At 44.6% G+C, this 17327-nt stretch carries 17 protein-coding genes and 3 pseudogenes; 15 read left to right on the top strand and 5 right to left on the bottom strand.

Annotation, left to right across the window (positions count from 1 at the left end; all coding sequences use genetic code 11):
* Positions 1–204 precede the first annotated feature (204 nt).
* Positions 205–1905: a PD-(D/E)XK nuclease domain-containing ATP-binding protein gene (locus ICC18_RS21020; RefSeq protein ID WP_188176426.1), complete on the top strand. Its 1701-nt coding sequence runs from the start codon at positions 205–207 to the stop codon at positions 1903–1905.
* Positions 1906–1996: 91 nt separating this feature from the next.
* Here the strand turns inward: ICC18_RS21020 and ICC18_RS21025 are convergent, their stop codons facing one another.
* The gene (locus tag ICC18_RS21025; protein WP_188176427.1) at positions 1997–2239 is read right to left on the bottom strand and encodes a hypothetical protein; all 243 of its coding nucleotides are present in this window, start codon (positions 2237–2239) and stop codon (positions 1997–1999) included.
* A 217-nt stretch (positions 2240–2456) separates the two neighbouring features.
* On the opposite strand from ICC18_RS21025, the gene ICC18_RS21030 reads away from it, so the two are divergent.
* The 5 genes and pseudogenes from ICC18_RS21030 (at position 2457) to ICC18_RS21045 (ending at position 4603) form a co-directional block, all read left to right on the top strand.
* A complete protein-coding gene (locus ICC18_RS21030; protein WP_188176428.1) occupies positions 2457–3023 on the top strand; it encodes a Uma2 family endonuclease in 567 nt (188 codons plus the stop codon).
* 106 nt (positions 3024–3129) lie between these two features.
* Positions 3130–3327, top strand: a pseudogene (locus ICC18_RS34380) (UPF0158 family protein); the annotation flags it as partial.
* 9 nt (positions 3328–3336) lie between these two features.
* Positions 3337–3780: pseudogene (locus ICC18_RS21035) on the top strand (hypothetical protein); the annotation flags it as partial.
* A 189-nt stretch (positions 3781–3969) separates the two neighbouring features.
* Positions 3970–4227 (top strand): hypothetical protein, encoded by a 258-nt coding sequence (locus tag ICC18_RS21040; protein WP_188176430.1) that lies wholly within the window; start codon positions 3970–3972, stop codon positions 4225–4227.
* Positions 4217–4603 (top strand): aspartyl protease family protein, encoded by a 387-nt coding sequence (locus ICC18_RS21045; RefSeq protein WP_188176431.1) that lies wholly within the window; start codon positions 4217–4219, stop codon positions 4601–4603. The genes ICC18_RS21040 and ICC18_RS21045 overlap by 11 nt, the downstream gene beginning before the upstream one ends.
* Positions 4604–4659: 56 nt before the next feature.
* On the opposite strand, the pseudogene ICC18_RS21050 reads toward ICC18_RS21045, so the two are convergent.
* Positions 4660–5079, bottom strand: a pseudogene (locus ICC18_RS21050) (DUF444 family protein); the annotation flags it as partial.
* Positions 5080–5450: 371 nt separating this feature from the next.
* Between ICC18_RS21050 and ICC18_RS21055 the strand changes: the two are divergent.
* Entirely contained in the window at positions 5451–5750 is a 300-nt protein-coding gene (locus ICC18_RS21055; protein WP_188176432.1) for a hypothetical protein, read from the top strand.
* Positions 5751–5871: 121 nt separating this feature from the next.
* A complete protein-coding gene (locus tag ICC18_RS21060) occupies positions 5872–6219 on the top strand; it encodes a hypothetical protein (RefSeq protein WP_188176637.1) in 348 nt (115 codons plus the stop codon).
* A 64-nt stretch (positions 6220–6283) separates the two neighbouring features.
* Here the strand turns inward: ICC18_RS21060 and ICC18_RS21065 are convergent, their stop codons facing one another.
* Entirely contained in the window at positions 6284–6667 is a 384-nt protein-coding gene (locus ICC18_RS21065) for a helix-turn-helix domain-containing protein (RefSeq protein ID WP_188176433.1), read from the bottom strand.
* 112 nt (positions 6668–6779) lie between these two features.
* On the opposite strand from ICC18_RS21065, the gene ICC18_RS21070 reads away from it, so the two are divergent.
* Positions 6780–6986, top strand: a complete 207-nt coding sequence (locus tag ICC18_RS21070; protein WP_188176434.1) for a zinc-ribbon domain containing protein — start codon at positions 6780–6782, stop codon at positions 6984–6986.
* A gap of 269 nt (positions 6987–7255) precedes the next feature.
* Positions 7256–7948 carry a YceI family protein gene (locus ICC18_RS21075; protein WP_188176435.1) on the top strand — a complete coding sequence of 231 codons (693 nt, stop codon included), beginning with the start codon at positions 7256–7258 and terminating at the stop codon, positions 7946–7948.
* Between the two features lie 32 nt (positions 7949–7980).
* Here the strand turns inward: ICC18_RS21075 and ICC18_RS21080 are convergent, their stop codons facing one another.
* Positions 7981–8781 carry a WYL domain-containing protein gene (locus ICC18_RS21080; RefSeq protein ID WP_188176436.1) on the bottom strand — a complete coding sequence of 267 codons (801 nt, stop codon included), beginning with the start codon at positions 8779–8781 and terminating at the stop codon, positions 7981–7983.
* Positions 8756–10081 carry a helix-turn-helix transcriptional regulator gene (locus ICC18_RS21085; RefSeq protein ID WP_188176437.1) on the bottom strand — a complete coding sequence of 442 codons (1326 nt, stop codon included), beginning with the start codon at positions 10079–10081 and terminating at the stop codon, positions 8756–8758. Before ICC18_RS21085 ends, ICC18_RS21080 begins: the two co-directional genes overlap by 26 nt.
* A gap of 197 nt (positions 10082–10278) precedes the next feature.
* Between ICC18_RS21085 and ICC18_RS21090 the strand changes: the two genes are divergently transcribed.
* From ICC18_RS21090 to ICC18_RS21110, 5 genes are all read left to right on the top strand, one after another.
* Complete coding sequence (locus ICC18_RS21090) at positions 10279–11691, top strand: RtcB family protein (RefSeq protein ID WP_188176638.1); 1413 nt, start codon at positions 10279–10281, stop codon at positions 11689–11691.
* A 491-nt stretch (positions 11692–12182) separates the two neighbouring features.
* Positions 12183–13295, top strand: coding sequence for a slipin family protein (locus ICC18_RS21095; protein WP_188176438.1), 1113 nt, complete (start codon positions 12183–12185; stop codon positions 13293–13295).
* A gap of 499 nt (positions 13296–13794) precedes the next feature.
* A complete protein-coding gene (locus tag ICC18_RS21100; protein WP_188176639.1) occupies positions 13795–14577 on the top strand; it encodes a nucleotidyltransferase domain-containing protein in 783 nt (260 codons plus the stop codon).
* Positions 14578–14592: 15 nt separating this feature from the next.
* On the top strand, positions 14593–16020 hold the full coding sequence (locus ICC18_RS21105; RefSeq protein WP_188176439.1) for an RtcB family protein: 1428 nt from the start codon (positions 14593–14595) through the stop codon (positions 16018–16020).
* Positions 16017–17318, top strand: a complete 1302-nt coding sequence (locus ICC18_RS21110) for an AAA family ATPase (protein WP_223192739.1) — start codon at positions 16017–16019, stop codon at positions 17316–17318. The genes ICC18_RS21105 and ICC18_RS21110 overlap by 4 nt, the downstream gene beginning before the upstream one ends.
* Positions 17319–17327 lie beyond the last annotated feature (9 nt).

Raw genomic sequence — 17327 nt, forward strand, 5'->3', positions numbered from 1 at the left:
AATGAATTAGGGCGGGAAAAAAGCTTGTTACTAAATATATTCAAGTGCTTGGGGGATATGTGATTGGATATGGGCTAATTTATAATCTGTCAGAAATAGAAGGGGATTAGAATGCAGTTCGTCCAGAAATAGTGGAATGGCTCGATTTGGGGCAATCGGTTATAATGATAATAGGTTATTTTGTGAAGGAAACGGGTGAAATCCATGGGGAAAAAGAAGTTGCCGTACGGGATATCTGACTTCAAAAGTTTACGCGAGCAGAATTACTTATACATCGATAAAACGCCATACATCGAAAAAATGGAAAGTTTTAGCGGCAAGTACCTCTTTTTTATACGTCCGCGGCGGTTTGGCAAAAGTTTGTTTTTGTCAACATTAGAACATTATTACGGACTTGAGCATACCGATCATTTCGATAAATTGTTTGCCGACTTGTATATCGGTAAACATCCGACATCTTTACGAAATAGCTATTGTATTCTAAAACTGAACTTCTCGGGACTTAACACAGACAATAGAAATAAACTGGAAGAATCATTCCGGACTGCTTTCAGGGATGCGCTGACCAGTTTTCTTAACACCTATAACTTTATTATTGAAGATGCGGCAGCTTTTAAAGAACAGCTTGGAAATAAAGAAGATTTCCGTTCATTATGGTCACTATTATTTGAGGCCGTGAAATCATGCGGAAAGAAATTGTTTTTAATTATCGATGAATACGACCATTTTGCCAATGATATCATTGCTATGGGTGATGCTCCCTTGTATAAAGATATCGTACGCGCGGCGGGATTCGTCAGAGATTTCTACGAAAGTGTAAAAATCGGTACGGAGCAAGTGATTGACCGTATTTGGATGACCGGAGTTTCACCGATTATGTTGGATGATTTAACCAGTGGTTTCAATATTGCTACTAACTTAACGATGAATGCTTCATTTAATGAAATGCTTGGATTCACGGAACAGGAAGTAAACGCGGTTATTGATGCCGCCGGCATTCAAGAGCAGCAAACAAGTTTGGCCGAGCTCCGGCAAAATTATAACGGATATTTGTTTAGTGAGGATGGAACAACACGGGTTTATAACCCGGATATGATCCTATATTTTTTCACGCAATGGGAATTGGAAGGGAAATATCCAAAACAGCTTATTGATGAGAATGTAAAAACGGATAATGGCCGTCTGCAGCGCCTTATTTCTAGTGAAAGTAACAGAAAGACTTTAGATGAGATCATTCAAAACGAGGAAATTGCCGCAGATATTGTATCCAAGTTTTCTTTTGATTTGATGTATGATGAACAGTATTTCGTCTCCCTGTTGTTCTATATGGGATTGCTGACGATTGACCGGAAGGATCGCATGCGTTTGGTATTGAAAGTGCCGAACTTTGTCATCCGAACGGTTTTGTGGGAGTATTTGGAGAGACGAGTTCGACTAGAGCAGAATATACGTCCCAATACGGACCAGCTACGTAAAACGATTGAGCAAATGGCTTTTGACGGTACAATTAAGCCTTTTGTGGATTACATCGGCGAGCACGTGATGAAGCCTTTATCCAATCGGGACTTAAACCGTTTTGACGAAAAGTATCTGAAAGTCCTTATGTTCGCTTATCTAATTGAGAGCAGAGCCTATCGGCCTTATAGCGAGAGAGAAACAGAGAACGGATACATGGACATTTATTTAGAAAAGGATACACGAGTTCCCGGTATCGTTTATGATTGGATTATAGAGCTTAAATATTTGAAGAAACAGAATGTTTCTGATATAGAGAAGGTCAAAGTAGAAGGACTTAAGCAATTGGCTGGGTATGCAATAAGTAGAGATCTGGTTGATAAATCGCATGTTAGGAGAGCTTTGATCATTTTTATTGGAAAAGATGAGTGGGTTGTTGTGGAGGAGTAGTTATTTGTTTATCGAGGTCTGTTTTTGGTATATTTACCTGAGACAGACCTTTTGTTTGCGTGAAATCCTTAAAAGAGCACATTTTGATAATTTAGGATTCGTTATGAAGGTGTCCAATAAATATTTGATTGGGGTCCTCCGGATTATATTTACGTTTGGATGAGCGTTCAAACTCATCAACTAGCTTTGTGAAATCGCTCACATTCGGCTCAAGTCCAAACGTACGCTTCATGTCCCTATAGTGACGGAAAAAGACATCCCTCGCTTGTTCACAAGGATAGCCTAATTGCTGAAGCTCCGAAATAACGCCTTGTATGTAATGTTTATGCATCATTCGCCGACTTGTCTTTTGGGACATAATATCCTTTACAACCATTTTATCGAAAATTATGATTTGTTTCAGTGTGTACGAATCCGAAAGTTCGGAGATAACAGCTATTTATTTCGGTAATACTGATCTTAATAAATAAGTAAAAATTAGAAACGCCTAGCCGGATCATGGTACAATAAATTAAACGTCAAATACACGAATCAGAAGGAGGTCGAACATCGTGTCAAATCCGGATGAGAAGAAAATCTACACTTATCAAGATTGGTTGACTTGGGATGGAACTTGGGAGTTAATTAACGGCAAAGCCTATAATATGTCACCGGCTCCGACTTCATTGCATCAATTTATTGTAGGTGAGCTTCATTTCGCATTGCGGACATTTTTTCAGAACCGGAGTTGCTTTGTGTTCGTGGCTCCTTTTGATGTTTTTTTTAGTGAAAGTGGAGAGTATGAAACACCCGATCATGTTACTCAGCCGGATCTCTCGGTTGTTTGCTCGAAGGATCAAATATCTAAAAATGGCTGTTATGGTGCACCAACATTAATTATTGAAGTGCTGTCACCATCCACAGCGTTGAAGGATTTTAATGAAAAGTTCAACTTATATCAGAAGTACGGGGTACAAGAATATTGGATTGTCGATCCTGGAAATCAAACTGTTCATGTATACTCGCTGCAGGATGGCGTTTACCAGGTACGAAATCTCTATACTGAGCAGGAAAAGGTTCAATCTTTCGTATTCGAAGATTTGCAAGTACCCACAGGCAGACTGTTTAGTTTGGAGTAATTTATAAATAATGAATAAACTGAAGGCATCGTGATCTTCCTCAAAAAAGGATGAACGGTGTCTTTTCATTGTTCCGTATAGGGAATCCGAAGAAGGCTATATGGATATGGTTGATTTTACGGAAACGGTTTCGAATGAGAAACTAAGAAAGCGGCTGAATGACGTAATAATTGGCGGCAGAAAATTATTCCGCAGATTTAAAGACACGCTGTCATCGGACAGCAGCGAGCTGCAGAGGTATTATGCTTTTTCTGAAAGCCGTAATCATGAGCGTGTTTTGGAATATCTGCAAGATAATAGGTTTAAGGTCAACGTGACAAAGGCTTCTTTCTCGTGGGAGCAGTCGAATAATTGGTCCGGCGGTGAAAAATGGAGCAAAAATATGACGCTTTTCCTTGGACTGCTCAACTATGTCGCAGAGAAGCGCCAACATATCCAGGCGAATACGAAAAGACATCGCACCGTTATTCTGGACAATCCTTTCGGCAAGGCTTCCAGCGACCACGTACTGAGCCCTGTATTTTTTATCGCCGAGCAGCTCGGCTTCCAGATCATTGCCCTTACGGCACATGCCGAAGGCAAGTTTCTTAAAGACTACTTCCCGGTTGTCTTTAGCTGTAGACTAAGGCAGGTTGCTGGTGGAAGCAAACTAATCATGACGAAAGAAAAAGAAATCAACCAAGCTTATTTCCGCGATCATGCGCCGATTTCTTTAGAAAGACTTGGGGATGTCAAGCAGATGGAGCTGTTCCTGTAGCTCGCACATAAAGAAGAGGCATAGGTGTCTTCGGTCAAGCGGCACCATGCCTTTTCTTGCTGTTCGTTTTGCCGAAGAATTACAATTTCCTTAAGCTCTCCATGCACGATCAGAGATCGTCTGGAGAGCTTTATTATGACTTGTTTTCTGATACAATGGTGTTAGAAGAAACCTGTGGAGGTGTTTGCTGTGCAATGGGAAGAAGTTCGCAAGATTTACCCAGACCAATACGTTAAGCTGCAAATCCTAGCATCCCATACTGAAGGAAATATAAAGTATGTGGATGAAGTTGCCTTAATTAAAGCGATTCAGGACCCTAAGGAGGCAACTCAAGAATTACTTCGTTCGAAGGATGGGATCATTGTGTCCCACACCTCGAATGAAGAGTTGAAGATCGAGATTCGTACACTTCGAGGCTTGCGGGGAGTCGTCCAATATGAAAATTGATCTCGTGGACGGACTGCTACAAACCTCAATTACGATAAACTACAAAGGACAACCTCTCACCATAGATAAGCTGGTCATTGATACCGGCGCTTCCCATACGCTCCTATCCGCCGATGCTGTATCTGATATTGGGGTGTACTTTGAAACTGGAGATGAAATCATCAGCGCTTTCGGTATTGGCGGCGAAGAGAGTTGCTTTAGGAAAACGTTTGATTTAGTTACTATGGGTGACTTTCAGATTGAGAACTTTAAGCTGGATGTTGGCGCTCTGCACGAAAAGCTTGAGATTAATGGGCTTTCAGGACTGGATGTGCTAATGGCGGTAAATGTTGTTATGGATTTATCCAGACTTATCATGTATACAAAATTAAACTAAAAAGTCTGCCCAACCTCCCGTGGCTAAGCTGGAGATCAGGCAGACTTTTTAGTTATTTCTGAAACCCCCATACTGCCGGAAGTATCCATCATGGCAATAATGAGCGCATTGGAATGCGGTTTTTCAATCTCATCCCACGTCTTGAAACGAAGATCGCCAGGAGAAATACCGTGGATACCGGGATCGCCGGTTTTTGAATTGCGACGCAAATTTTCAAGAATCGTGCGCTTCTTATCTATGTTCGACATGATGCCTTTCTTCCGGTTGTAGCGGAAGCGGTATTCATCCAGGCTTTTTATCGGTACTTTCACCACTTGCTTGCCGTTGGACATGACGATGCTTTCGTCCGTTACGAGGTCGGGCAGGTTTTGCTTAATGGCTTCGCGGACCTTCTCTTGATGGCGGTTTTGATCCTGGTATCCTGTGCGGTGGAGAGACCAATCCTCCTTGGAGATAATAAATAACGGCTCTGTCATGCGGAACACCTCCTAAGAGTTTTCGGTAGAAAACTTGCACCGTAACTTGATGATATGGAAAGCATAACGCAATGAATTAGGGCGGGAAAAAAGCTTGTTACTAAATATATTCGAGTGCGTGGGGGATATGTGATTGGAAGTTGGGAATTTGGAGACTGATTCTTTGGGAAATTCAATAAAATCGGCTGAAAACTATAGAGCTTTGCCAGCCAGTTGCCGAAAGTAGTCTAAGTGGGGGAAATTCCTATGAGAAACATCTTAACTAAATCAAAGGGGAATATGTATAATAATGGATAATAAGCACACGTTCCAAACGTTTCTTTACCTGGTCTTTGCGATTCCTTATTCAAAGCCAGAAAGGGTGGTTCGAGATGAAACTGTTCCTCAAATTATTTAAGTTCTTTTTGAGGATTTTTGCGATATCTTTCGCTTTAGTTTTCAGCTTCACCGCATTACAGAAAATCGAATTGGGACAACGGATTGGAAAAGGTTTGTTTTACCTAAAAGGTTATTATGAAGACTCGGAAATGGTGGGCGGAGAGCTTCGCACAAAAATTGTCACGGAACAAGGCCCTGGTAATTTAATGATTCCATTGTTTGTTGGTCTATTGATTACGATTATTTACATAGTGTATTTAACAATAAAAGCGAAACAAGGGGGACGGACATGAAATTTCAGAGGAATGGCTCGGGAGGTTATATATACGAACTTCTGAATTAGCTAATTCTTAAACGTTTGTCCTAAAACAGCTCTCTCCGCATACATATGTTGTAAGGAGGAGCGTGAACATAGTGCATAATAAAGTGAAACGGTACTATCATCTAAAGCAAAAGCACAAAGAGATAGAGCAAGAATTGTCGGATCTGCGAACCGAAATTACGACTTATTGCGAAGAGCAGGGCGTTACAGATCTGGAGATCGGGAGTCATAGGGTGAAGATAGTTTTCCAAGACCGTAAGGAATACGACGATAACAAGCTTTATGAAGTGCTGGCAGACCCCAGTTTATGGCGCATGCTTTCTAAACCTGATTCCTCCAAGATTTCGAGCCTGATCAAACTTAACGTCATTTCCGGTGAAAAGATAAAAGATACTTACTCGGTTAAAACGATAACACTTCTTCACGTTGATAAAAAATGATATTGCGTAAGATCAGCCCCGCCATATCGGCAGGGCTATATTTTTTCTATTCTGATTTAGAATTTTAACGCTTCTTCCCTTTCGAATCTTTCGCATCGATTGTATTAAGGAAATCTTTCGCAGTCCTAACGACATATTTGATCTCGTTGATATCCCTCTCCATGAGCATATATTTATGAACATCAAGAATCATCTTTTTCTCCTCGATTCCCTCTACACCATCAAGCTCTTGGAAGCTGAACAATTCATTCGGAGATATATCCAAGGCTCTCATTATCTTCTCCAACGTCTTCAGTGAAATATTACTGCGACCTCGCTCAATATCAGAAATGCGTGATTTGCTGATTCCTTCAATACCTGTTTTCTCAGCTACCTGCGATTGAGTCAAGTTCTTCTCTTCTCTAATCATTCTTAAGCGCTCGCCTACTAACCTCAAGAAATCCGACATCTATCATTCACCTCAAGTAGAGCTTAGATAATAACGAGAGGAAATGAGATACCACTATAAAGGTTAAATATTAGATAAATCCCGCTATAATAGTACAAAACTGTTCTCTAGCATGAATGATGCACCTCAAGAGAATATTTCCTTCGATCTGTTCCTTCAACCGCGCGAAGCGGAACGTCTGAAATGTTGGGATTGCGGCAAGCGTTTTAAATGGGCGGTAGAGGAACAAGATCTCTTCCGCATGCGCGGCTGGGAGCCGCCGAAACGCTGCACTCCCTGCCGGGACGAATGCCGCAGACTGAGAGATGGATTCGCATAGAGTGATATTAATTAATGATGAACATTTTTCATGTTATTTTAAGGTTACGCTCAGGTTATTTTCAGAAAAGCTTGCTAAAATAACGAAGTATGGTAGTCTAATATCATTAATAACACTACGCGCTGTAGTTGAACGTTCATTTAGTGAGTGCAACTACATCCTTTTTTGCAAATGAACACTACGGCATGTAGTTTTAATTAAAGGAGGGAGACTACAGACACTGTTTCAAGAGATTTATCAATGAAAAGATAATAATAGGAGGCACGAAGATGAAACTTAAACTTACCGCGATAGCTGTTGGTGCTGTAGTTGTATTAGGAGGAGCTTATTATGCTTACGATTATTATGCCGGGAATCATGTAACGATTCAGGAGGCAGTCCCTGCAAGCGCATCTTCTTCACAAACACAGGGTAGTGCTGTGGCTGTAGATGCAGGAGCATTGAATGGTCAGTGGAACATTCACTCCGATTCGAAAGTATACTTTTCGGTAACAACGTCCAAGGAAACGGTGAACTTCGAAGGTAGTTCAGTGAAAGGAAGTTGGGCTTTGAACACAACGGACCCGGCTAAAATGACAGCTGAAGCTATCGTAGGCATCGATGCGCTGCAATCGGGCAATTCCCAAAGGGACGGCCATGTTAAAGGCGCGCAATATTTGAATGCCCAGACCTTCCCGGAGGCTAAATTTACACTCAAATCGATCGATAACTTCCCTAAGGAATGGAAAGAAGGGGAGAAGGTTTCCTTTAACATGACAGGAACACTGACGATTAAAGATAAATCGAAGGACGTTACGTTTAAATCCGATGCTGTATACAGTCAAGGCAAGATTAACCTTGGTGGTACCACGGTTGTTACATTTGATGATTTTGGTATGAAGAACCCTCATACGGTTGTGTTGGACACCGAGAACAATGTAAAGGTTACATTGAGCCTGGTATTGGATCAGAAGAGAACGTAAGCATTTAAAAAGGACACCTAGGGTGTCCTTTTTCATTCAATTTCATACCGTCCCAAAGCCTTCATAGCCGATTCATGCATTCTTCTTTGAAGATGTTCCCCCTCGACCACTTTAACTCGTTTACCCAGAAAACGAATCTTTGACAGCACATATTCGCTTTCATTGCTGAGAAAAGTTAATCGAATGGTATAGGTGTGGTGAATGTCGTCATAATCCACATCTTTCTCGAAGCAGGAAAAAGCATATAAGATTCGTGATAGCTCACGATTATATTCTTTTATCACTTGTATGGTTGCGTGTTGTTGCAGTTTTAGTAACAGGTTCTCAATTTCAGCTTCCATTTGCTCAGCTCTATCTATAGAAACGGGCAGCTCATGAACGGAATCAATCTTCTGAAGCTTCGTGCTCATCAAAGCGCGATGGCGCATATGGTACCATAGGAGATACCATTCTTTTTTGACCATAGAATATTCCAGCTTGTAGGGGAAGGCCATCTCATCTTGAAATGAGCGCTCATCTTTCACTCTGTAAGTGAGACGGATTCCGCTTTTTTCCGTAATCAACCGCCGCAGCGGACGGAGTAGCGGATGAAAGACCTGCTTCTCAAGACTGCCCGCTTTTTCGATAAATGCTTTTGATAGATCCAGTGGCTTTTCAGCTTCCAGCATCGATCGCAGCTTGTTCAGCGTATGTGGTGTGAAGGCTGCTGAGGCTGACGGGGATGCCAGCATGGTCTTAAGCCATGCTCTTTCCTGTGCCGTAATCATAAATGTACCTGAATCTGCAAGACGGGAAATCAGCTGATAGTTAAATATTTTCTCGAACAGATTCATAGTATGCCCCGATCTCCTTCCATTCCGCTATCATTTCCTCGCGAAAATATTTCGGCTCCAGCACTTCGCAGCTTGATCCGAAGCTTCGAATCCAAGGCTTGATCTCCGTCGTGCCGTTGACGGTAATTTCGTAAACAAACGATTCTTCGTTTTCCTCCGTTATGCGACCCCATTGTCCTTGGAGCAGCACTCTTTCTTTAATAAAATTCGGCTGTGACGCATCGGGATTAAAAAAGCGAACCTTCAACGTAATTGGGCGTCCGGTATCAATCAGCCAGCTATATTGAATTTTGTCTTCCAGTTCCTTTAACTTCTTATTGAATAAATCGGCTTCAACCGGTTCAGTCTCTTCCAACTGCGTTATTCCCTCCATGCGATACTTCTTAATCCCGTGTCTAGCGTTATAGGAGAGCAAGTACCATCGCCCGTACTGGTGGTCATAGACGACTTTAAGGGGGAGCGTGTTCTCCAGCTTTCCTTCCATTTCGCGTTCAAATAACGGATTCGTATTTTTGGAAGAATAGCTTTGCGAATTTTTAGGAGAAAAATAAAGGAACTGAACCCTTCTCCGATTCTGAATGGCGGCTGTAAGCGTGAAAAGGTGGGCCTCGTCCAAAATCCGTGAATAGTAATGATATTTATACAAATAGGGCTTGATAGAAGCTGACGGATCCGAATCACGGCTGATAAATTTCTTTAATCCGTCGCGAAGCAAATACCCCTGAACGGAAGGCACCAGCGTATTGGCCATAACGTCGATAAAGCCATATAAATCGATAAGCTCATCATGCGTAAGCTCCCGGACTAGATCATTATGAATACGATACCGGTATGGGCGCGGACCGGATTCTTTTTTGATTACGCCGACTTCTTCCAAGTATTTGAGATCGGTTCGTATTGTTTTTTCGTCAGGGAGCGCTGATTCGATGGATAATCCGTTGCTGCAAGCCTCGAGGAGCTCCATCGCCGTCAAAGCTTTTTCGTTCATAGCCGCAAGCAGCGTGGAGATTCTCCGGCTTTCCGATTCTTTCAGCGACTTCGCCCGAAAAAGAAAAAGCAGCATCGGATCAGTGGAGTCATAGTAACTGTAACGCATGGTCTCAGCGAACTCTTTCCCTTGAATCTCGGGCACCTGCTGATGCACGGTGGTGACGATATCTTTTAAACGACGCAGCGTTTTATCAAAGGTATGAATGGAAATGCCGAGTCTTTCGGCAAATTGTTGTCGGCTGTAAGCCCCGCTTGTGAGGACAAGCATACGCAAAAATTGGATTTCTTTATCAAAGCTTTCTTTCGCCATAGGTATCCCTCGCTCTCCGTATTCATTGTAACAGGGCTATGAATTGGAGAAAATGGCAAACTTTTCAGTGTCGCCATACTTTCGCCATGTTCGTTTCCGTTCAAATCAGCGAAGATAGTATTCGTAAGGTAGATACATAAATGAGCTGACAAAGAACGACTGATATATAGAAAGTATTGGAGGTTTTCCCTATGGAAATGAAAGCAATCACTCATGGCAGCAATCATTACGAAATGAAATTGGAGCATGGCAATCTTCACGTATTTGCCAACCCGGAGGTATTTCAATCGTTTGAAAATAAAGTCTATGAAATGGCAGACAATAATTTGCGGATTCCGCGAAATGTGTATATGAGCTACACGCCTGACGCACATATAGGCGTCGGCACTTGTATCGGAACAACGGCGGTCTGGAATATGAATGACGGGTTCGTCTCGCCATCCATTGTAGGTGTGGATATCGGCTGCGGGATGCGCGTTCATACGACTCGGCTGCACAAAAAAGACATTGAAGATAAAGAAGTTCGAAGAGCTCTGATTAAAGCTATTGAAACATATGTGCCAACGAACGAGAGGACGAATACGCACTATGCGGATATCGATATCATGAATGTGGTTCGGCATGGCCTTAAAGGATTGCCTGAGAGCTATGTCCCCGACGAGCGTTGGATCACACATGTAGAAGAATCAACGTTCAAGTTCGATCATCGTTACCTGGAAAACTTGCCGGCCAAAATCCGTAAGTATGCCCATGGCCAATTAGGGACGCTTGGCGGCGGGAACCATTTTATCGAGATTCAGTACCTGGAGATTGATGAAGCACAGAAAGAGCTAGCTGCAAAATGGGGCTTGTTCGACAGTCAGGTCATCGTTATGATCCACTCCGGCTCCCGCGCATGGGGAGCAATGCTGGGTCAGGAGTACACGAAGGTTTTCCGGGCGGCCATGTATAGTTGGGGCGTCGAAAACCCGGATCGCAATCTCATCTATGCGCCCATTGCCAGCCATGAAGGGCAAACCTACTTGAACCTAATGTACTCAGCCTTGAACTTTGCGGTAAGCAACAGGCATATGATTGCGTTTGGCGTTCGTGAAGCTTTTAAAGATGTGTTTGGAGCCGATATGGAATTGCCGGTGCTTTACGACCTGATGCATAACTATGCGCTCAAGGAATTCCATCGCAATCAACCGATGCTGGTTCACCGCAAGGGGGCTACAAGAGCGCTTCCTCCGGGACATTTTTTGAATACACCTTTTTACAAGGAAACCGGGCATCCCGCCTTAATACCGGGCTCTATGGGGACCTCATCGTACATCATGATCGGCAGGGATGAGGGGCTTAAGAACTTTTACTCCATCTGCCATGGTGCAGGGAGGGCAAGATCCAGAAGAGCGACGAAGGAGCTGGTTACGGTGGATCAATTCGAGCAATCATTAAAAGTCGGCACAGACGAAGAGATTCTGGTTAACCATCGCTCTCTGCAGACAATTCTCGACGAATGCCCGCAAGCTTACAAAGATGTAGACCAGATCATCGATAGTGTCGTAGGGGCGTCCTTAGCGGACGTGGTGGCCAAATGCAAGCCGATGGCTGCAATTAAAGGGGTTTAATACGAAAGGTGATAGACGTCTAAGACGTATGATCATACATTGGGTTCATGTACGGGTGACTATACCAAGGCCTGGATTTCCGAACAATCCGGCAGTGCTCGCGCATCCTGTGTGCTTGTATACTGTATAGCTCATTCGGCGTGAATCCGCCAATAAGGGGTTCGACTCCCCATCGTATGTGACGATAAGCTCAGGTAGAGCACTCGACTTTTAATCGAGCGATGATTAACAAATCTAATGGCCTTATTACGGAATCCTCAGCGTTTTATTAGCGCACTGAAGCGGGGCTTTGCAATCTGCGGATACCGAATCGGGTGAGCGTGGCCGTCTGTTGCCCATGAAATGAATGGCAGAAAGGTTGAAGTCAGACTGTATGCCAGTTCAAAGATTGAGCAGGCAGTGAGCTGCGCACTCCTCGCTTCTTAAGCGGCATTCCGCCTAGTTCCAGGAGGATTCCAACATTTAAGGTCGGTCCTTGAAGGAGGATTCCGATGTTTAAAAAAATAACGATTCAAACCGATGAGCGGGGCTTGCATTTTCGCAAAGGAAGCTACGTGAAGCTGTTGCAGCCAGGCACCTACCGGTTCTTGCCATTTTCCGAGGAAACGGTGACGCTCTTGAATATAACGAAGCCTTTTGCCGTGCAGGGCAAGGACTTGAAGCTATTTTTGCAGGATGAAAAGCTGGTACAGGAACTTGATGTTATCCAAGTGCACGACCATGAATACGTACTGCACTATGAAGATGGCAAATTTGCCGCTTTGCTGGCAGCAGGGAGCTATGCATTCTGGAACATTTTGAAAAAGCATACGTACATCCGTGTTGATATACGTAACCCCGAACTGCCTGCGGAGATCGATTCTGCAGTTCTGCCGAAGCTAATCGGATCTTATCAGGCTTTTGATGTGGGAAACCATGAGTCGGGCGTCTTGTTTTACAACAACGTCATGCAGAGAGAACTCGGCCCAGGCAAGTATTATTTCTGGAAAGGGCCTGTTGCGGTTGCCGTAAAAACGGTGGATCTCCGCCAGCAGCAAATGGACATGACCGGACAAGAGATGATGACGGAGGATAAAGTGACGCTGCGGCTAAACTTTGTTTGCCAATATCGCATTCTGAATCCGCTTCGCGCACTGCAAATCAAGTCCTTTGAGGAGCAAATGTATATCCAGTTGCAGCTCATTTTGCGTGAATATGTCGGTACCCTGAAGCTGGATGACTTGCTGAAAATGAAGCAGGAAATCGCTGCATTCGTACTTTCACGTTTGAACGAAAAGAGTCAGGAATACGGCGTACAGTTCCTGTCCGCAGGCGTCAAAGATATTATTCTTCCAGGGGATATCAAGGATATCATGAACACCGTTCTGCTTGCAGAGAAAAAGGCGCAAGCCAACCTGATCACGCGCCGCGAGGAAACCGCGTCTACGCGCAGCCTGCTGAATACCGCCAGGCTCATGGATGAGAATCAGACGCTCTATCGCTTGAAGGAGCTTGAGTTTCTGGAGAAAATCTGCGAGAAAATCGGCACCATCTCCTTGGGCGGCGGGGGTAACCTGCTGGAGCAGTTGAATTCGCTTTTGGGGGAAAAAGGAGCAAGCGGCTAGGCAGGATATCTATATACCTGTAAAAAGTGCCTGTATTTTTACCGGTATACGCATAACAGAGGATATGAACTGCCAAAAGTGCCGTTAATTCTTTCATTTTTTTGTGTTTTTCTAATTTGAGGGCGATTAACGGCACAATATGCATGTAAACCGCTAGTTTGTTCTGTTTAGATGAAATTTACAGCATGAAATGCCGTTAGTTTCTTGTAACTCATTTTTTCCGGTCCTGCCGGATTGACACTAACCGGGTTTGAACTTTATGATGTTTGTAAATGAATGGGAAGGAGGCCGACGCTATGATTCGCAATCACGTTAATAACCTGACAATTGCAAAAAAGCTTCATTTCATCGGTCTCAGCCGGATTTGTGACGCATGAGTAGACGCTATATTTAGGTCTATTCTAAAGTGTTAACATGTACAGCTATAGACGATGTTGTCTATGGTTTTTTTGCGTCTATAAAAATTTAAACGGGGGAATCCGTTGAAAGGGTGAGTCCAATGCAAGACTATTTGAAAAAAATCGAAGAAGAGCTAAAACGTATTGAAATCGATGAGCATGTGCGCATCTTATATGCGTGTGAATCAGGCAGCAGAGCCTGGGGATTTCCGTCCAAGGACAGCGATTATGATGTGAGGTTCCTGTATGTAAGACCAATAGACTGGTACTTGTCCATCTTTGAGAAGAGAGATGTGATCGAGCGGCCGATCAGCGATCAGCTGGATATCAACGGTTGGGATTTGAAAAAGGCGCTGAACCTGTTCCGCAAATCGAACCCGCCGCTGCTCGAATGGCTGCAGTCGCCTATTCCTTACATGGAACAGTTCACGGTGACGGAGCAAATCAGGCAGTTGTCTCCTTTGACCTTTTCGCCGCGATCCAGTATGTACCATTATTTGCACATGGCCAAAGGGAATTTCCGCGAGTATTTGCAAGGGGAGTATGTGAAGATCAAGAAATATTTTTACGTACTGCGCCCGGTACTTGCATGTGAGTGGATTGAGCGATGGAACAGCATGCCGCCAATGGATTTTGAAGAGCTGGTGGAGGCCATACTGCCTGCGTCGAAATTAAAAGAGGATGTCTATACGCTGTTAACGCGCAAGAAGGCTGGAGTCGAATTCGATTTGGAGCCGAAAATGACCGAGATCAACGATTACTTAGAACGGCAAATTGCCTATTTTGAAGAAACCGCCAAACAAGTTCCCGCCTCCGGGGACAAGCGGGATGCAGCATTAGACGCTCTATTCCGTGAGGCTTTAAGGGAGGTTTGGGGTTCATAGAGAGGAACAAGATTCATGATAGAAAAAGAAACATATTATCAGCAAGTGCAGCTCCCATCGGGAGTTGTGCATGTGTACGCGGGTCCGGAACTATTTAAAACTCTGGATTACAAAGTATTTGAAATGGCAAATAACAATTTGCAAATCCCGGGTCAGGTGTATATGAGTTATACCCCTGATGTGCATGTCGGCGTTGGAACTTGCATCGGGACTACAGCGGTGTGGAACGCGCATGGCGGCTATGTGTCGCCTTCCATTGTGGGGAGCGACATCGGCTGTGGGATGAGGGTGCATCTGACGAATCTTCACAAAGATGAGCTGAAGGAAGTGAAGTTACGCCGGAAGCTGGTGAAGACGATTGAAAAGTTTTTGCCGGTAGAGGATCATGCGCGGGGGCATTTCTCTGACATCCGTCTGGAGCATATTGTAAAGAAGGGGCTGCACGGATTACCGAAAAAATACATTCCTGACGGCTATACGCCGCGCAAAGCGACGTCGTTAACCCATGTGGAGCGCAGCAAATTTGCTTTTGACGAGAATGCGCTAAATCGATTCCCGGAGCACATCTGGCATCGTTCGCACCGCCAGCTTGGAACGCTTGGAAATGGGAACCATTTTGCCGAGATTCAGGCTATCGAGATTTCAGAAGCGAACAGGGAAGTGGCTGAAACATGGGGGATGTTCGACGGTCAGGTGGCGGTCATGATTCACTCCGGGTCACGTGCGTGGGGAGGCACGGTGAGTCAGTATTGCGCTAGCGATCTGACGAAAGTGATGCGTATTCTGGGACTCGGCACCGCTGATCCGAAGCTGCTGTTCGCCCCGCTTGAACATCCGCTCGCCCAGACTTATGTAGACCTGATGAACTCCGCTTTGAACTATGCGGTCGTCAATCGGCATCTCATCGCCTACGCGATTCGGGAAGCGGGCAAGGATGTATTCGGGTCTAAGTTCGAAATGACGACGCTATACGATCTCATGCATAACTATGCGTGGGAGGAGCGGCATGAGGGGCATTCTTATTTTGTTCATCGTAAAGGAGCGACGAGAGCGCTGCCGGCCGGGCATCCTGATAATCCGGAGCCTTACCGTGAGACCGGTCATCCGGCGCTCATTCCAGGCTCAATGGGGACCGCCTCCTACATCATGGTGGGCGCTCCTAGCGGTAAAGCTAATTATTATTCCATCTGCCACGGAGCAGGACGAATTCGCTCGCGAAGTGCAACCAAGCGGCTAATTACACTGAACGAATTCACATCATCCTTACGAGTAGGAACCGACGATGAAATCGTCGTGAATCAGAGATCTTTAGAATCGATTCTGGATGAATCGCCCCAGGCTTATAAGGATGTAGATCAAATTATTGAAAGCGTCGTTGGGGCAGGCCTCGCGCAAGTCGTAGCCAAATGCAAGCCGCTGGCGACAGTTAAAGGTGCCAAATGAAACATATAAACGGAATGAATCAACTAGCGGCTGTCATGTCACCACGCGGTGGCGATGGCCGCTTCCTAACAGCTTTTGCGGAATATGCCTATGTGCTTGAACGGATACAAAGCGTCCTTGAAGAACGGTACGGAAAGCATTTTGAGCCGTATGTGAGCGATGACGGCAAAGAGGATTATTGGGAACTGCTGGAACAAGACGTTAAGTCTGATAATGCTCAAGTCGACTTTGTAATAAGAATTTTTGATCATATGGAGTCTCGGGCTTTTGGCATGGAGGGAGACAGCGAGGAGTCGGCATACCGCACGTTTCCAACGCTCAGGAATAACGTGTTTGCTTATCCGGAATGGGGGGTTGCGCTCGCTAGGGTGCCGGTTTTTCGGCCGAATATGGTTAGTGTCGAGGATTTCGTCTTTGCTGTAGATGATGACAGCCTTCGAAAGTTCATGGATCATTCCCGCCAGCGGCGGCGCGATTTGGATCGGCGTCAAGTCACCGTATTCACGGATGGACCGCATGGCATGATGAAGGAGTTATCCCCGATTACCCGTATGGTCGACCGTGAGGAAGTCATTATGAAAGAAGATGTGAAAACCAATATTTATCGCTCTATCGATCAATTTTTTGCAGAGGATCGGAGCTTTTTCCAGGATTTCCAAATCCCCTACAAACGAGGAATCTTGCTCTACGGCAAGCCTGGCAACGGAAAGACGACGCTTGTAAAATCGATCGCCGGCAGCGTGAAGGCACCGGTCGCCTATTGGCAAATTACGGAGCATACGTGCAGCGATTCGATTCAGGAGGTTTTTCAGGCTGCTGCGACGATGGCGCCGATGATTCTCGTCATCGAGGACATCGATTCCATGCCCGAACGAGCCAGGTCTTATTTTTTGAATATATTGGACGGCGCTACCTCCAAAGAGGGTATTTTCATGATCGGAACGACGAATTATCCGGAAAAAATCGACCCCGCTTTGATGAACCGGGCAGGCCGTTTTGACCGTGCTTATGAAATAAAGCTGCCGGATGCCGAACTTAGACTGATTTATTTGCGACAAAAAGGGCTGGGCAAGCTATTGACGGAAGAGCAGGTAAGAACAACGGCAAAGCTTACGGATGGGTTCACATTTGCCCAACTTAACGAGCTGTACGTGTCAGCTGCGCTTGAGTGGCATTATGAACGCACGATAGATATAGAAAAGCTAGCGAAAGCGATGAAATCGGATCTGCATAAAGGTCAGACGTTTTCTTGGATGAAAGAGGAGCCGGAAGTGAAGGTTGGATTTTTGGCCGGTTAAAGGCTGGAA

The organism is Paenibacillus sedimenti (assembly GCF_014534655.1).
Classification (GTDB): domain Bacteria; phylum Bacillota; class Bacilli; order Paenibacillales; family NBRC-103111; genus Paenibacillus_E; species Paenibacillus_E sedimenti.

Coding starts and splice junctions, on each gene's coding strand:
- ICC18_RS21020 (WP_188176426.1), top strand. CDS start 205: ATGGGGAAAAAGAAGTTGCCGTACGGGATATCTGACTTCAAAAGTTTA.
- ICC18_RS21025 (WP_188176427.1), bottom strand. CDS start 2,239: ATGATGCATAAACATTACATACAAGGCGTTATTTCGGAGCTTCAGCAA.
- ICC18_RS21045 (WP_188176431.1), top strand. CDS start 4,217: ATGAAAATTGATCTCGTGGACGGACTGCTACAAACCTCAATTACGATA.
- ICC18_RS21055 (WP_188176432.1), top strand. CDS start 5,451: ATGAAACTGTTCCTCAAATTATTTAAGTTCTTTTTGAGGATTTTTGCG.
- ICC18_RS21065 (WP_188176433.1), bottom strand. CDS start 6,667: ATGTCGGATTTCTTGAGGTTAGTAGGCGAGCGCTTAAGAATGATTAGA.
- ICC18_RS21070 (WP_188176434.1), top strand. CDS start 6,780: ATGAATGATGCACCTCAAGAGAATATTTCCTTCGATCTGTTCCTTCAA.
- ICC18_RS21075 (WP_188176435.1), top strand. CDS start 7,256: ATGAAACTTAAACTTACCGCGATAGCTGTTGGTGCTGTAGTTGTATTA.
- ICC18_RS21080 (WP_188176436.1), bottom strand. CDS start 8,781: ATGAATCTGTTCGAGAAAATATTTAACTATCAGCTGATTTCCCGTCTT.
- ICC18_RS21085 (WP_188176437.1), bottom strand. CDS start 10,081: ATGGCGAAAGAAAGCTTTGATAAAGAAATCCAATTTTTGCGTATGCTT.
- ICC18_RS21090 (WP_188176638.1), top strand. CDS start 10,279: ATGAAAGCAATCACTCATGGCAGCAATCATTACGAAATGAAATTGGAG.
- ICC18_RS21095 (WP_188176438.1), top strand. CDS start 12,183: ATGTTTAAAAAAATAACGATTCAAACCGATGAGCGGGGCTTGCATTTT.
- ICC18_RS21100 (WP_188176639.1), top strand. CDS start 13,795: ATGCAAGACTATTTGAAAAAAATCGAAGAAGAGCTAAAACGTATTGAA.
- ICC18_RS21105 (WP_188176439.1), top strand. CDS start 14,593: ATGATAGAAAAAGAAACATATTATCAGCAAGTGCAGCTCCCATCGGGA.
- ICC18_RS21110 (WP_223192739.1), top strand. CDS start 16,017: ATGAAACATATAAACGGAATGAATCAACTAGCGGCTGTCATGTCACCA.